This is a genomic window from Pseudomonas baetica, from assembly GCF_051216495.1.
Classification (GTDB): domain Bacteria; phylum Pseudomonadota; class Gammaproteobacteria; order Pseudomonadales; family Pseudomonadaceae; genus Aquipseudomonas; species Aquipseudomonas baetica_B.
On sequence record NZ_JBPKAM010000012.1, the window covers coordinates 74,939 to 90,316 of the forward strand.

Below are 15,378 nucleotides of genomic sequence, written 5' to 3' on the forward strand. Positions count from 1 at the left end.
GTCAATGTCACTACTTTGCCGATATATGGTGTATCAATTTCGGGAGCTGCCGGCGCATCATCCCTGTGGTGGGTATTCATCACTAGATCCTTTTGCTCAAAACTGCCAGTGCCAAGCCGAGGTTGCCCAATAAGGTTTGGCGATAATAGCGGCTTGCTACCATTAGCTTGACCCTAGTGGTAAGCGGGGCGTTGCGAGCCTGTTCAAAGCGCATAAGGCTCACAGCGTTGCTCTGGGTTAAATGGGGGGAGAGAAGAGTCAGCGCAGCTATGTTCTTGGTGTTCCATTCTCGGAATGAACCTTGGAACATTTGTTTGAGGCGAGACAGGCGGCTTTTGATAGATGTGTTGGCGCCAATGACATTTTGAGTGTGCTGGCGGTAATCCAGCGTCGGTATAGGGTCATAGTATACGGTCCCGCCGCAACCTGTAATCAGCAGATACGCCCACCAGTCATGGCACACAAGTGGCGTATTCGAGGGGGTTTTGTTCAGTAAGGAACAGGCCGCTTGATTTATCAACATCGTATTGCCACCAGCCAGGCTCTGCATCAGCGCATTCTCGAAGCTTGGGCGTTTTTTGAACAAAGGGGATAATCCAATGATTTCTCCCGTGACATTGACCACTTGTGTGCGGCCACAATAAAGCGATGGTGTCGCGGAGGGCTGGCGCTCCAACCAATCCAGTGCTCTTTTCAGCTTTGTAGGGTGCCAGCGGTCGTCCTGATCACAAAAGGCATAGTAATGGTGATGGCCACATGCCGCGCTCAGAACAGAAAGGAAATTGTTCGAAAAACCACTTTGGGGACCTTTGCTGATCAGTAGTCGATCATTTCCCCATGCTTCGCGATATTGCTGCAAAATTTCAAGCGTTTCATCCGTTGATCCATCGTCCGATGCGTAAACCACCCATTGCTCGTGACTTTGAGCCGAGATCGAGTCTAGCTGCTCTTTGAGAAAGCTCCCGCCATTGAAAGTACATAGCAATACCGCCACGGATCTGGAGCCTGTCGCGGGTTTGCTCAAGGGCGATGTAGCGGGGGAGGGGGGATTTGGCACAAATTTGTACGCTCTTTCCATGGTGGCGAGTCAAACTCTGATATCTCAGCTAATGTTGTCAGTTTACCGGGTTTATCAGTGTTTTACACCGCGTCGTCGGTCGTAGCTCAATCCCATATGTCGCCGAAAAATGAGCTAAAGAGGCTGCTGCCAGAATTTTTTTGTCCTTTTGGAAGGCCCAACAGCGGTACGCTTTGTCTGAAAGACGGCCCGTTGAGGGGGCGTTTCGAATCAGCTTCTCAGCCTTGGCGTTGCGACCTGCGTGCCATCATTTGTGTCATTGAATTAATCTCGGGCAGATGATGTCCTAGCTCCCGTTGACTGAAGCCCCGATCATGCAGGTTTTTTTCGGTCAATGCGTTATGCTTTTTGGGTTTCACTGAGGTGTTGTGGCAGCTGAAAGGAGAGGGCCGAGGTGAGTGAGGTGTTTATGGATAAAATCAGGCCATATTTGGTAAGTCTACCCAGACGACGAAAACGATTGATTCAGGTTGCTACAGATATTTTTTTGGTGTGGGTTGCCCTTTGGCTTGCCTTCATTGTTCGTTTGGGCATCGACGACATGTACAACCCCTTGAGGGCCCACTTTTGGCTCTTCGTTGCTGCTCCAGTTATTGCCATTCCTTTATTTATCCGTTTTGGCATGTACCGAGCCGTAATGCGCTATTTCGGCAATGACGCGCTCATCGCTATTATCAAGGCCGTCAGTTTGTCGTCACTGATTCTAGCGGTAGTGGTTTATTGGTACAGCAATCACCAAGCCGTCGTCCCACGTTCAATCATCTTCAATTATTGGTGGTTAAGCCTCGTCATCATCGGCGGCCTGCGCCTGTGTATGCGCCAATACTTCATGGGCGACTGGTTCGCCGGCGCTCATCATGTACCGTTTAGCAACCGCGATGACGGCCTGACCAAGGTGGCGATCTACGGCGCTGGCGTCGCTGGCAATCAGTTGGTTGCTGCGCTTCGTATGGGCCGGGTCATGCGCCCGGTGGCGTTCATCGATGATGATTCGGGCATCGCTGATCGTGCGATTGCCGGTTTGCAGGTCTATAAACCCAAGCATATCCAGCAGATGATCGATGAGACGGGCGCTCAGGAAATCCTTCTAGCGCTACCGTCGTCTACCCGTGCACGTCGTCGGGAAATTCTGACGTTTCTAGAGCGTTTCCCACTACACATCCGAAGCGTCCCGAATTTCACCGACCTGGCCAGTGGTCGGGTAAAGGTCGAAGATATTCAGGAAGTTGACATCGCCGACTTGCTCGGGCGTGATTCGGTGCCGGCACAGCCTGATTTGCTAGAGCGTTGTATTAAGGGCAAGACGGTCATGGTGACCGGCGCTGGCGGATCAATCGGCGCGGAGCTTTGTCGGCAGATTTTTACACTGGGTCCCACCACGCTTTTGCTGTTCGATCACAGCGAGTTCAACCTTTACAGCATTCTGACAGAGTTGGAGCAGCGCGGCTGTCGCGAGTCGGTTCCTGTGCAGCTGTTGCCGATCCTCGGCTCCATCCGACATCAAGACAAACTGCTGGATGTGATGAAAACCTGGGGCGTAGACACGGTTTATCACGCAGCGGCGTATAAGCATGTGCCTATGGTTGAGCACAATATCGCCGAGGGCGTGCTGAACAACGTCATCGGTACGCTTAACACTGCGCAGGCAGCGTTGCAGTCGGGCGTTTCCAACTTTGTGCTTGTTTCAACTGATAAGGCAGTTCGTCCGACCAATGTCATGGGCAGCACCAAGCGTCTTGCGGAGTTGACACTTCAGGCCTTGAGTCGCGAGATCGCCCCGGTTCTGTTCGGCGACAAGGCCAATGTATCCCGGGTCAACAAGACCCGTTTCACCATGGTTCGTTTTGGTAATGTGCTGGGCTCGTCCGGTTCTGTGATTCCGCTGTTCCACAGTCAGATCAAGGCAGGTGGGCCGTTAACGGTTACTCACCCAAAAATCACCCGTTATTTCATGACCATCCCGGAAGCTGCGCAATTGGTAATCCAGGCGGGTTCCATGGGGCAGGGCGGTGATGTGTTTGTTCTCGACATGGGCGAGCCAGTGAAAATCGTCGAACTGGCAGAGAAAATGATCCATCTGTCTGGTTTGAGCGTTCGTTCGGAGAAAAACCTGCAAGGCGATATCTCGATCGAATTCACCGGTCTGCGTCCTGGCGAGAAGCTTTACGAGGAGTTGCTGATTGGCGACAACGTATCGGCAACGCAGCATCCGATGATCATGAGCGCCAACGAGGATCACCTGCCGTGGGATGTGCTTAAAGGCCGTTTGCGCGAGTTGTTGGTTGCCGTCGATGAGGACGATTACACACGTGTCCGTCAGCTTCTGCGCGACACCGTCAGCGGCTACACCCCCGATGGCGATATCGTTGACTGGATCTACCAGCAACGTCGCCACGAGCCCTGATTGTTTCACATCCCGTAACGGACACATTTTTGACAGGCTCCACACATCGCCTAAGTTTGAGAGGCAGCTTCGGAAAAGCTGCTTTCTCAATCGATGTCATGGAGCGTCAATTATGCGTACTGGTCTTTTCTCCTCTCTGATTTTTGCCCTGCTCACCAGCGTCTCAACCTCTGTAATTTCGGCTCCAGCGGTCAAGTCGGAGGCCGGTAATGCGCCGCAGGTACAAGCGGTTTCCCAAGCGGTGCAGAGCAGCAAGGTCGATTTGAACATGGCGGATGCATCTACCTTGCAACGTGAGTTGGCGGGTATTGGTGAAGCCAAAGCCAACGCGATTGTTGCGTATCGCGAAACTAACGGGGCGTTCGCATCGGTGGACGAGTTGCTGGAAGTGAAGGGCATCGGTAAGGCGATTCTGGATCGCAATCGCGACAAGCTGGAAGTGAACTAAGCTGATTATTCAACGCCAAGGGGCCGGTCATTGACCGGCCTTTTTTATTTGTCGCGGGTGCTGGGGAGGAATTGCCTTCCGTCGGCGTCATGAAAATTATGTCTATCATATTCAAATTAAATTATGTCTATAATAAATACGTTCCCCATTCAGGCGCCCTAAGACCCAGGCGCCTGGCCCTCGCCCTCAAGCATCCCCCAGGAGCACAGTCATGAATTCTGCCCAATCCAAAGGCACAGCCCTCGTCACCGGTGCTTCTTCCGGCATCGGCGCGGTTTACGCGCAGCGTCTGGCTTCACGCGGTTTTGATCTGTTGCTGGTGGCTCGCGATCAACAACGGTTGGACGATGCGGCCAACAAGTTGCGCGCCGAATATGGCGTTCAGGTCGAGGTGCTCAAGGCGGACCTGACGCAGAAGGACGACGTGCTCAAACTCGAGCAACGTCTGCGCAGTGATTCGAGTATAAGTCTGCTGCTCAATAACGCCGGTGTGGCGGCGGATGGTTTGCTGGCCAATGCCGACACCGATCAGCTGGAGCATATGATTCAGCTCAACGTCACTGCGGTCACGCGCCTGGCATCGGCAGCGGCGGCCAGCTTTGCCAAGGCAGGTCGGGGCATGATTATCAATATCGCCTCGGTGGTGGCGTTGTTCCCCGAGCGGTTCAATGCGACTTACAGTGCGAGTAAAGCGTATGTGCTAAGCCTGACTCAGTCGTTGAACGCCGAACTTGATGGCACTGGGGTCAAGGTCCAGGCTGTATTGCCAGGGGTGACACGTACCGAAATCTGGGAGCGCTCCGGTATCGATGCTTCGCAGATTCCCGCGGAGATGGTCATGGAGGCGGGGGAGATGGTGGACGCGGCATTGTCAGGTCTGGATCAGGGTGAGTTGGTCACCATTCCGTCGCTGCCGGATGCCGCCGATTGGGATGCCTTTGTCGCCGCACGTCTTGTGATGGCGCCGAACCTTTCCAAAAGCAAAGCTGCCGCGCGTTACAAATGAAGCGTCCGAATCTGCATGAGGTGTTTGCGGTATGAGTGATCGTCGAGTGGTTGTAACGGGTATGGGCCTGGTGTCTCCGCTGGGTAGTGGGGTTGAAATCGTGTGGCAGCGTCTGTTGGCCGGGCGCTCAGGGTTGCGCAATTTGCCGGAGGACGTGGTTGCAGACTTGCCTGCGAAGGTTGGCGGTGCAGTGCCGTCCGTGGCGGACGATGCCGAGGCGGGCTTCGACCCGGATGTGGCGACCCCTCCCAAAGAACAGAAGAAGATGGACCGTTTCATCCTTTTTGCGATGGAGGCGGCGCGTCAGGCGTTGGAGCAGGCAGGTTGGAAGGCGCTGACCGCCGACGCCCAGGAACGCACGGCGACTATCATCGGTTCCGGTGTCGGCGGTTTCGGTGCGATTGCCGATGCGGTGCGCACCACCGATAGTCGTGGTCCACGGCGTTTGTCGCCGTTCACCATTCCGTCGTTTCTGGTCAATCTGGCGGCGGGGCATGTGTCGATCCAGCATGGTTTCAAAGGTCCGTTGGGTGCGCCGGTGACGGCGTGCGCAGCCGGGGTACAGGCGATTGGCGACGCGGCGCGGTTGATTCGTTCAGGCGAGGCGGACATCGCGGTGTGTGGCGGTGCGGAGGCGGCGATCGATCGGGTCAGTCTGGCCGGGTTTGCAGCGGCGCGCGCCTTGTCCAGTGCCTACAACGACACCCCGGAGCGCGCCTCGCGTCCGTTCGACAGTGGTCGTGATGGCTTTGTCATGGGCGAGGGCGCAGGTCTGTTGGTGATCGAATCCCTGGAGCATGCCTTGGCCCGCGGCGCGCAGCCTTTGGCGGAGTTGGTGGGGTACGGCACCAGCGCCGATGCTTATCACCTGACCGCTGGTCCTGAAGATGGCAGTGGAGCAAAGCGCGCGATGTCCCTGGCCTTGGCTCAGGCGGGCGTTTCACCCGGACAGGTTCAGCATCTCAATGCACACGCCACTTCGACACCGGTGGGCGATCTGGGCGAGTTGGCGGCGATCAAGGCGTTGTTTGGTACGGACAACAAGATCGCGGTGACATCGACCAAATCCGCCACCGGGCATTTGCTCGGCGCGGCCGGTGGGCTTGAAGCGATCTTCACGTTGTTGGCGATCCGCGATCAGGTCGTACCGGCAACGCTCAACTTCGATAACCCGGACCCCGCTGCCGAAGGCGTGGACATTGTCCACGGTCAGGCCCGGCCGATGGCCATCGAATACGCGCTGTCCAATGGCTTCGGCTTTGGCGGGGTCAATGCCAGCGTGTTGTTCAAGCGCTGGCAGGGTTAGTCCTGTGCGTGGTTGAGTTGCTCGCGCGTGACGTCGAGTATGCGCTGGGCGAACTCGACGTCCGAGACACTGCGTGACAGCAGCAGGGCGCCGACCAGCGTCGACATGATGACAATGCTCCGGTCTACGGTGTTTTCACCGCAGAGAGTGCCTTGTATCTGTTTAAGCCGTGCATTGAGTACTTCGTCGGAGGTCGGGCTCGGCTGCCCGCGCATGCCCAGCTCCGATGACATGGTCAGCAGCGGGCAACCTTCGTGTGGCGAAGTCTTGTGCCAGTCCGACAAGTAGGCATCGATGAACGCCTGTAGCGGGCGATCCTGGGCGAACAGCTCGGCGCAGATCACGGCGACCTGATCGCCAGCGGCTTGCAATGCCTTTTCAACCAGTTCGTCCTTGGACTTGAAATGTGAGTAAAAACCACCGTGAGTCAGGCCCAGCGATTTCATCAGGGGTTGCAGGCCGGTCGCGCCGATTCCGTCACGGCGAAAGCGTTCTGAGGCTTCCTTGATGATGCGTTGGTGGGTCTGGGCTTTATGGTCCTGCGAGTAACGCATCTGATATCTCCGCATCAATGCGCCATATTAACCAATGAAAATTGGATGGTGACTGTACTTCTATTTCTAAAAAGCATTCAGATGCGTCGAACTTGGTCCAAACGAGCGGGAGTATTGGCACGAATAGTGATTACTCTGTAGCCAACGATTGTTGAACAATCCTGAGGCGATGAGTATGAACACCGGACTGTCACTGGCCGATCACATCACGTTGGAGTTGCGCGCCGAAATTATCGGCGGCCGTTTGCTGCCTGGTATGGCGCTGGTGGAAAACGATCTGGTGTCCGCCTACAACGCCTCGCGCAATACCATTCGTGAAGCCCTGCATCGCCTGGGGCAGGAAGGCTTGACCCGCTATGTGCGCAACAAAGGCGTGATGGTGCGCCGCTTGGGTTCTGAGGATGTGCGGGATCTGTTCAAGGTTCGTCGCACGCTGGAGTTACAAGCCATCAACAACAGTCGCCCGCTGCGCGATGACCAATCCGACCGAATGCTCGAAGCCCTGGAGGCAACCGAATTGGCCCGGGAGCGCGAAGACTGGCGCGCCGTCGGCACCCACAGCCTGGCCTTTCATCAACACATCGTCGGGTTGCTGCGCAGTCCGTTGTTCGATGAGTTCTTCACCAATGTCGTCGCGCAACTGCGCCTGGTGTTTTGCACCGCTCCCGATGAGTCGAGTTTTCAGGCGCCCTGGCTGGTTCGTGACCGGCAGATCCATGACTTGCTGCTCGAAGGTGACAAGCGCGCCGCCGAGGACGCGATGAGCCTTTATCTCGACGATTCCGAACACCTGCTGCTGCAAATGTTCGCCCCTTCTTCCCATCATTGATCGAGGATTTTTGTCATGTACAAAGACTATCCGGCGGCTTATCAAGTCAGCAAAGGCTCGGCCTTGCAGGTGGACAAGGCCTTCTACGAGCGGGTGCGCGATGCGAAGGATGGGCGCACGCTGATCGAGTCGTTCGAGGTGCCGATTCGCACCGGTCGCGCCTGGAACGTTCCGGCCGGGCATGTGTTCCGGGTGACGACCCCTGTCGGCCCGCAGGTGGGGGACTTCAACGTGTGGAACGCCCACGATCCCCGCGAGCGCCTGTGGGCATCGCGCACCCGGCAGTTGCAGGGCGCCCATGTCAGCACCCACGACCGGCTCTGGTCGAACCTGCCTTTTCTGCGACCTCTGGTGACCATTACCGATGACAGCCTGGCCGGTTATGGCATCGATGAACACGGCGGCCGTTTACACGATCTGCTGGGCACCCGTTGCGATCCCTATGTGAACAAAATGCTCACCGGCGAAGATTTCCATCACCACTGCCACTCCAACCTGACCCGGGCGGTGCTGCCCCACGGTCTGACCGAGTTCGATGTGCATGACGTGCTGAATATTTTCCAGTGCACGGGCCTGAACCACGACGACATGTACTTCATGAAGGCTTGTCCGGCGCAGAAGGGTGACTATCTGGAGTTCTTTGCCGAGATCGATCTGCTGTGCGCACTCTCGACCTGTCCGGGCGGCGATCTGTCGCTGGCCATGTGGGGGCCGGAAGCGCAGGATCCCTTGAGCGTCTGTCGTCCGCTGGGTGTCGAGATTTATCGGTTGGAGGATTCATTGCTGGAGGGCTGGAGCCAGCCGGAGCGGGCGGCGTACAAGGGGCTGCATGGCTTGCACATTGCCAAGGCGGACTGGGAAAAATAGTCCGGGAGCTTTGTAGGAGCGAGCTTGCTCGCGATGGTCGTAAACGATTACGCGTGTTATCTGGTTAAACGCGGCGCGCTTGAATTCATCGCGAGCAAGCTCACTCCTACAATTTCCTTATTTGATCCGTTCAGCGGTCCTGCGCATCCTTGGCGTCCGCTTCCGCATTGCGTTCAGCGACGCGTCGACGTTGTTCATCGGTCAGTTCGACCTTGTTGGCGGTGTCGCGCAACATCATCAAGCCGCCAACGATCGAACCGATTGCAACGATCAGAATCAACCAGGCATACCAGGGCATAGGACTCTCCTTAAGGGCAGGCCAATTGACGGGTTTCGCCAATCGATCGTGCTTACCACTATTGAGCGAAAGATTTCCGCACTGGTTCCATTCTATGCCTGATATGCCTTGTAGGAGCGAGCTCGCTCGCGATGGTCGCCAACGATAACGTTGGTTGGCAGGTATCCCGTGACTGGCTCAGGTTTTTCGCGAGCAAGCTCGCTCCTACAATGATCGTTTTATAGCCCTGTGAGCATCGCATCCGCCGGTGCATCGGCCCGCAGTTGCCCGGTCAGCATGAAGTAAAGGAAACCCGCTGCCATGAAACCGAGGAAAATCAACCCGATCAGCGCGTTGAACCAGGCCATGGCCACCAGGCACACCACCGCCAACACCAATGCAATGAACGGCACCAGCGGGTAGCAGGGCGCACGGAAGGTGCGCTCCAGGTTCGGTTCGGTCTTACGCAATTTGAACAGGCTGAGCATGCTCATGATGTACATCACGATGGCGCCGAACACGGCCATGGTGATCATCGCCGCCGTCAGCGTCATGCCGCCGAGGTTGATCAGGCCATCGCTGTAGATGGCGGCGATGCCGATCACGCCGCCGGCAATGATCGCCCGGTGCGGCGTCTGGAAGCGCGATAGCTTGGCCAGGGATGCCGGCAGGTAACCGGCGCGGGCGAGGGCGAAGAATTGTCGTGAGTAACCCAGGATGATCCCGTGGAAGCTTGCCACCAGCCCGAACAGACCGATCCATACCAGCATGTGCAACCAACCCGAGCTTTCGCCGACCACGCTTTTCATCGCCTGTGGCAATGGGTCGTTGATGTTCGACAGGGTGCGCCAGTCGCCGACGCCGCCGGCGAAGAACATCACGCCCATGGCGAGCAACACCAGGGTCAGGATGCCGCTGATATAGGCCTTGGGAATCGTGCGTTTCGGGTCCTTGGCTTCTTCGGCGGCCATGGCCGCGCCTTCGATGGCGAGGAAAAACCAGATCGCGAACGGAATCGCCGCGAACATCCCGGCAATCGCCGGTGCACCAAACACATCGGAACCGGCCCAGCCATTGAGGGCGAAGTTGCTGAAGCTGAAGGCCGGAGCGACCACCCCCATGAACACCAGCAGCTCAGCCACCGCCAACACGCAGACCACCAGTTCGAAGGTTGCCGCCAGCTTCACGCCAAGGATGTTCAGACCCATGAACACCAGGTAGGCGCCGACCGCCGCGTGTTTCGGATCGAGGGCGGGGAACTGCACGTTGAGGTAAGCACCAATCGCCAGGGCAATGGCCGGCGGGGCGAAGACGAATTCGATCAGTGTCGCCAGCCCGGCGATCAATCCGCCTTTCTCGCCAAAGGCCCGGCGACTGTAGGCAAAGGGGCCACCGGCATGGGGAATGGCGGTGGTCAGTTCGGTGAAACTGAAGATGAAGCAGGTATACATGGTGGCGACCATGAACGAGGTCACCAGAAATCCCAAGGTCCCGGCCACGCCCCAGCCGTAACTCCAGCCGAAATACTCTCCGGAAATCACCAGCCCGACCGCAATGCCCCACAGGTGCAGCGTGCCCAGCGTGGGTTTGAGTTGTGTGTTCATGCCTGTGCTCCCTGAACGGTTTGGAAGGTTCGGGGGAGGCGTGTGCAGTGGGCGTGCCAGTGTTGTGATGGCGGTCGTAAAGCGAGGAAAGGTGTCGTTTCGGGGATGTTCGGCGCTGTATTAGCGTATTTTGGTGCGCCAGTTGGGGGCGTTGGTGGCTGCACTGCCGTCTTCGCGAGCAGGCTCGCTCCCACAGTGGGGAGCGTTGTTCAAGCGAACGCATTCCAAATGTGGGAGCGAGCCTGCTCGCGAAGGGGACGGCAAATCCAGCACCAAGCCTCTGATTAGATGCAGAGGCTCAGGAAAAGACCTCGGCATCCTTAAGGAACGCAGCCGCCTGATCTTTCGCCGACAGTTGCGGTACTCCATCGAGTTGCCAATCGATGCCCAGGTCCGGATCGTCCCAACGAATGCTGCGCTCAGCCGACGGGGTGTAGTAGTCGGTGGTTTTGTAGAGGAACTCGGCGAACTCACTCAGTACCACGAAACCGTGGGCAAAACCTTCCGGAACCCAAAGTTGGCGATGGTTTTCGGCGGACAGGCGCACGGCGACCCATTTGCCGAAATGCGGCGAGCTACGGCGTATGTCTACGGCCACGTCGAGCACTTCACCGACCGTGACACGGACCAATTTGCCCTGGGTGTTTTCCAGTTGGTAATGCAGGCCACGCAACACGCCTTTTTGCGAGCGCGAATGATTGTCCTGAACGAATTGAGTGCTAAGCCCCGTCGCATCCGCAAAAGCCTTTGCGTTGAAGCTTTCGTAAAAAAAGCCTCGCTCATCACCAAATACCTTCGGTTCGATGATCAGAACACCGGGCAGGTCGGTGGTGATTACATTCATGGTGTTTCTCCAGCAATAAGCACGATGGCCAACATTCTTGCTCAAAGCGCGAATCGGCGCGAGGGGCGATTTTAGAACGCTCACCGTAACCCCAGCGTAAACCCACTCTTTACGCATTATTTATGCCCCACGCGAACCCTCGATCTCGCGCCTTTACAGCCTTCCTTCCGACAATAACCCCACACGCGGCAATACGCCGTAACACGGAGAACTTCCATGAGCGTTCTGGACGGGGTGTCGCTGCTGCTGGCAGTGGGGCTGTTCATTTATCTGTTGGTTGCGCTGCTGCGCGCGGACCGGAACTAGGAGCGGTTATGCACAGTTATGACTATTGGCTGATCCTCGCGTTTTTCGCGGTGGTATTGGTCCCGGCGCCGTTTCTCGGGCGCTTCTACTACAAGGTGATGGAGGGCCAGCGCACCTGGTTGACGCCGGTTCTCGGGCCGGTGGAGCGGGGCTGTTATCGACTCGCCGGGGTTGATCCGCAAGCCGAACAGAGCTGGCAGAAGTACACCCTGGCGTTGCTCGCCTTCAACCTCGCCGGTTTCCTGCTGTTGTTCGCGATTTTGCTATTCCAGGACCATCTGCCTCTGAACCCGCAGAACCTGCCGGGCCAGGAGTGGACGCTGGCGTTCAACACCGCCATCAGTTTTATGACCAACACCAACTGGCAGGCTTACAGCGGCGAAGCGTCCCTGAGCTACCTGAGCCAGATGGTCGGCCTCACCGTGCAGAACTTTGTCAGCGCCGCCACCGGTCTCGCAGTTCTGGTCGCGCTATGTCGCGGTATCGCTCGCAAGTCCACCCAATCCCTGGGCAACTTTTGGGTCGACATGACCCGCGCCACCCTCTATGGCCTGCTGCCTCTGTGCCTGCTGCTGGCGCTGTACCTGGTGTGGCAAGGCGTGCCGCAGACCTTCGCGCAATACGTGAATGCGGTGACGGTGCAAGGTGTTGATCAAGTGATTCCGCTGGGCCCGGCGGCCAGTCAGATTGCGATCAAGCAACTGGGCACCAACGGCGGTGGTTTCTTCGGCGTCAATTCGGCGCACCCGTTCGAGAACCCGACGGCCTGGAGCAACCTGTTCGAAGTGGCGTCGATCATCCTGATTCCCGTCGCGCTGGTGTTCACCTTTGGCCACTACGTCAAAGACCTGCGTCAGAGTCGCGCGATCATCGCCTGCATGTTGGCCCTGTTCCTGATCGGCGGCGCCACTTCGTTGTGGGCCGAGTATCAACCGAATCCGACTTTGAACAACGTCGCCGTCGAGCAGACCGCGCCGCTGGAAGGCAAGGAAGCTCGCTTCGGCACCACCGCCACCGTGCTGTGGTCGGTGACCACCACGGCGGCCTCGAACGGTTCGGTCAACGGCATGCACGACAGCCTCAATCCGCTCAGCGGCATGGTGGCGCTGGTCAACATGATGGTCGGCGAAGTGATCTTCGGCGGCGTTGGTGCCGGGCTCTACGGCATGTTGCTCAACGTGCTGATCGCGGTGTTCCTCGCCGGCCTGATGATCGGCCGCACGCCGGAATACCTCGGTAAGAAGCTGCAGGCGAAGGAAGTGCAATTGCTGGTGGTGACCTTGATGGTCATGCCGATTGGCGTGCTGGTGCTCGGCGCGATTGCCGCCAGCCTGCCAGGTCCTGTGGCCTCGGTGAGCAACCCGGGTGCCCACGGTTTCAGTCAGTTGCTCTACGCCTACACCTCGGCCAGTGCCAACAACGGTTCGGCGTTCGGTGGCTTCGGCGCCAACACAGCGTTCCACAACCTGATGCTGGGCCTGGGCATGTTGATTGGTCGCTTCGGTTACATCCTCCCGGTACTGGCCCTGGCCGGCAGCCTGGCGATGAAGAAAACCGCGCCGATTGGCCAGAACAGCTTCCCGACCCACGGCCCGTTGTTCGTGACCTTGCTCACCGTGACCATTTTGCTGGTGGGTGGCCTGACCTTTCTGCCGACCCTGGCGTTAGGCCCGATTGCTGAACATCTGAGCATGGGCTTCTAAGGAGTCAATGATGAATATGCCCGCTACTAAAGCCGCCGTCGTCAAGGCGCCGGAACAACCGAAAACCGCGATCTCGGCCCTCTGGCGCCCAGCGTTGCTGCAAGCGTTCATCAAGCTCGACCCACGGCAATTGCAGCGCGCACCTGTGATGCTGGTGGTCGAACTGACCGCGATCCTGACCACTGTGCTGTGCTTCGTGCCGGACACCGCGGTGCCGACCTTCGTCGCTGCACAAATTGCCGTGTGGCTGTGGTTCACCGTGCTGTTCGCCAACTTCGCCGAAGCCCTGGCCGAAGGTCGCGGCAAGGCCCGCGCCGATAGCCTCAAGGCCGGCAGCGAAGGCTTGAGCGCCCGTCGCAAAACCAGTAGCGGCACCTTTCAAGTGGTGCCGGCCGCCAGCCTGCGCAAGGGCGATGTGGTACGCGTCGAAGCTGGAGAAATGATCCCCGGCGACGGCGAAGTGATCGAAGGCATCGCCGCGGTCAACGAAGCGGCGATCACCGGTGAATCGGCGCCGGTGATTCGTGAGTCTGGCGGTGACCGTTCGGCCGTCACCGGCAACACCCGGCTGGTCTCTGACTGGCTGCTGGTGAAGATCACCGCCAACCCCGGCGAGTCGACACTGGACCGCATGATCGCCCTGGTCGAAGGCGCCAAGCGCCAGAAGACCCCGAACGAAGTGGCGCTCGACATCCTGCTGATCGGCTTGACCCTGATCTTCCTGTTGGTGGTGGTCACGCTGCAACCCTTCGCCCACTTCGCTAATGGCAGCCTGCCGCTGGTGTTTCTGGTGGCGTTATTGGTCACGCTGATCCCGACCACCATCGGCGGCCTGTTGTCCGCCATCGGTATCGCCGGGATGGATCGCCTGGTGCGCCTGAACGTGATTGCCAAGTCCGGTCGAGCCGTCGAAGCCGCAGGGGACGTGCACGTTTTGCTGCTGGACAAGACCGGCACCATCACCTTCGGTAACCGTCGTTGCACCGCTGTGATTCCGGCGCCGGGCGTGTCTGCCCGGGAGCTGGCCGAGGGCGCCTTGTTTGCCTCGCTGGCCGATGACACGGCGGAAGGTAAATCCATCGTCGAATACCTGCGTGGCACTCAGCCGCAGCCTGAGCCGGCCACCGAATTGCTGACAGCCGTGCCGTTCAGCGCTGAAACCCGGCTGTCGGGTGTTGATTATCAAGGCCGTGTTTACCGCAAGGGTGCCGTGGATTCGTTGCTGACGTTCGTCGGCCTGAAACGCGCTGATCTGGCGCCGGCGCTGTCCCGTGAAATCGACAAGATCGCCCAAAGCGGTGGCACGCCGTTGCTGGTCTGCGCCGACGGCAAATTGCTCGGCGCAATCCACCTCAAGGACGTGGTCAAGCCCGGCATCCGCGAACGTTTTGCCGAACTGCGCAAGCTGGGGATCCGTACGGTCATGGTGACCGGCGACAACCCGTTGACCGCCGCCGCCATTGCCGCCGAAGCGGGTGTGGACGACGTGCTGGCCGAAGCCACGCCGGAGAAAAAACTCGCACGTATCCGCCAGGAGCAGAACGACGGTCGCCTGGTCGCCATGTGCGGCGACGGCGCCAACGACGCCCCGGCCCTTGCCCAGGCGGACGTGGGCATGGCGATGAACGACGGTACGCAGGCGGCCCGCGAGGCGGCCAACATGGTCGACCTCGACAGCGACCCGACCAAGTTGCTGGACGTGGTGCAGATCGGCAAGGAACTGCTGGTGACCCGCGGCGCGCTGACCACGTTCTCCATCGCCAACGACGTGGCCAAGTATTTCGCGATCCTGCCGGCGCTGTTCGCCGCGATCTATCCGCAACTCGGCGTGCTGAACATCATGCACCTGAGCAGCCCGCAGAGCGCGATTCTCTCGGCGATCGTGTTCAACGCCTTGATCATCGTTGTGTTGATTCCGCTGGCGTTGCGCGGCGTGCGGGTACAGGCGGCGAGCGCGGCGGCATTGCTGCGTCGCAATCTGCTGATCTATGGGCTGGGCGGAATTCTGGTGCCGTTCGTGGGCATCAAGGCCATCGACATGCTGTTGACGGCGTTGCATCTGGTTTGATCCGTGAGCGGTGTTCCAGACGCACCGCCTTCGCGAGCAGGCTCGCTCCCACATAAGCACCACATTCCCCTGTGGGAGCGAGCC

General features: G+C 58.5%; 14 protein-coding genes. 9 read left to right on the plus strand and 5 right to left on the minus strand.

Annotation, left to right across the window (positions count from 1 at the left end; all coding sequences use genetic code 11):
• Positions 1 to 82 precede the first annotated feature (82 nt).
• Positions 83 to 994, minus strand: a complete 912-nt coding sequence (locus ACSFE6_RS07220) for a glycosyltransferase family 2 protein (RefSeq protein ID WP_435426952.1) — start codon at positions 992 to 994, stop codon at positions 83 to 85.
• 493 nt (positions 995 to 1,487) lie between these two features.
• On the opposite strand from ACSFE6_RS07220, the gene ACSFE6_RS07225 reads away from it, so the two are divergent.
• From ACSFE6_RS07225 to fabF, 4 genes are all read left to right on the plus strand, one after another.
• Complete coding sequence (locus ACSFE6_RS07225) at positions 1,488 to 3,482, plus strand: polysaccharide biosynthesis protein (protein ID WP_435426965.1); 1,995 nt, start codon at positions 1,488 to 1,490, stop codon at positions 3,480 to 3,482.
• A gap of 112 nt (positions 3,483 to 3,594) precedes the next feature.
• Positions 3,595 to 3,930 carry a ComEA family DNA-binding protein gene (locus ACSFE6_RS07230; RefSeq protein ID WP_435426953.1) on the plus strand — a complete coding sequence of 112 codons (336 nt, stop codon included), beginning with the start codon at positions 3,595 to 3,597 and terminating at the stop codon, positions 3,928 to 3,930.
• A 211-nt stretch (positions 3,931 to 4,141) separates the two neighbouring features.
• A complete protein-coding gene (locus tag ACSFE6_RS07235) occupies positions 4,142 to 4,936 on the plus strand; it encodes an SDR family NAD(P)-dependent oxidoreductase (RefSeq protein WP_435426954.1) in 795 nt (264 codons plus the stop codon).
• Positions 4,937 to 4,967: 31 nt separating this feature from the next.
• Positions 4,968 to 6,242, plus strand: a complete 1,275-nt coding sequence (fabF, locus tag ACSFE6_RS07240; RefSeq protein ID WP_435426955.1) for a beta-ketoacyl-ACP synthase II — start codon at positions 4,968 to 4,970, stop codon at positions 6,240 to 6,242.
• On the opposite strand, the gene ACSFE6_RS07245 is transcribed toward fabF, so the two are convergent.
• Complete coding sequence (locus ACSFE6_RS07245) at positions 6,239 to 6,796, minus strand: TetR/AcrR family transcriptional regulator (protein WP_435426956.1); 558 nt, start codon at positions 6,794 to 6,796, stop codon at positions 6,239 to 6,241. The genes fabF and ACSFE6_RS07245 overlap by 4 nt on opposite strands.
• Before the next feature lie 175 nt (positions 6,797 to 6,971).
• On the opposite strand from ACSFE6_RS07245, the gene ACSFE6_RS07250 reads away from it, so the two are divergent.
• A complete protein-coding gene (locus ACSFE6_RS07250) occupies positions 6,972 to 7,625 on the plus strand; it encodes a GntR family transcriptional regulator (RefSeq protein WP_435426957.1) in 654 nt (217 codons plus the stop codon).
• 15 nt (positions 7,626 to 7,640) lie between these two features.
• Entirely contained in the window at positions 7,641 to 8,492 is an 852-nt protein-coding gene (locus tag ACSFE6_RS07255; protein ID WP_435426958.1) for an urea carboxylase-associated family protein, read from the plus strand.
• A 130-nt stretch (positions 8,493 to 8,622) separates the two neighbouring features.
• Here ACSFE6_RS07255 and ACSFE6_RS07260 read toward each other — a convergent pair whose 3' ends face one another.
• The 3 genes from ACSFE6_RS07260 to rfbC all read right to left on the minus strand — a co-directional run bounded on the left by ACSFE6_RS07260 (position 8,623) and on the right by rfbC (position 11,217).
• Positions 8,623 to 8,790, minus strand: coding sequence for a DUF2897 family protein (locus ACSFE6_RS07260; RefSeq protein WP_096512793.1), 168 nt, complete (start codon positions 8,788 to 8,790; stop codon positions 8,623 to 8,625).
• 218 nt (positions 8,791 to 9,008) lie between these two features.
• Positions 9,009 to 10,373 carry an ethanolamine permease gene (gene eat / locus ACSFE6_RS07265; RefSeq protein ID WP_435426959.1) on the minus strand — a complete coding sequence of 455 codons (1,365 nt, stop codon included), beginning with the start codon at positions 10,371 to 10,373 and terminating at the stop codon, positions 9,009 to 9,011.
• Positions 10,374 to 10,671: 298 nt separating this feature from the next.
• On the minus strand, positions 10,672 to 11,217 hold the full coding sequence (rfbC, locus tag ACSFE6_RS07270) for a dTDP-4-dehydrorhamnose 3,5-epimerase (protein WP_435426960.1): 546 nt from the start codon (positions 11,215 to 11,217) through the stop codon (positions 10,672 to 10,674).
• A gap of 216 nt (positions 11,218 to 11,433) precedes the next feature.
• Between rfbC and kdpF the strand changes: the two genes are divergently transcribed.
• The 3 genes from kdpF to kdpB are packed head-to-tail and all read left to right on the plus strand — an operon-like array spanning position 11,434 to position 15,294.
• Entirely contained in the window at positions 11,434 to 11,523 is a 90-nt protein-coding gene (kdpF, locus tag ACSFE6_RS07275) for a K(+)-transporting ATPase subunit F (RefSeq protein WP_007899818.1), read from the plus strand.
• An 8-nt stretch (positions 11,524 to 11,531) separates the two neighbouring features.
• A complete protein-coding gene (gene kdpA / locus ACSFE6_RS07280) occupies positions 11,532 to 13,226 on the plus strand; it encodes a potassium-transporting ATPase subunit KdpA (protein ID WP_435426961.1) in 1,695 nt (564 codons plus the stop codon).
• Between the two features lie 10 nt (positions 13,227 to 13,236).
• On the plus strand, positions 13,237 to 15,294 hold the full coding sequence (gene kdpB / locus ACSFE6_RS07285; protein ID WP_435426962.1) for a potassium-transporting ATPase subunit KdpB: 2,058 nt from the start codon (positions 13,237 to 13,239) through the stop codon (positions 15,292 to 15,294).
• The last annotated feature ends 84 nt before the right edge of the window (positions 15,295 to 15,378 follow it).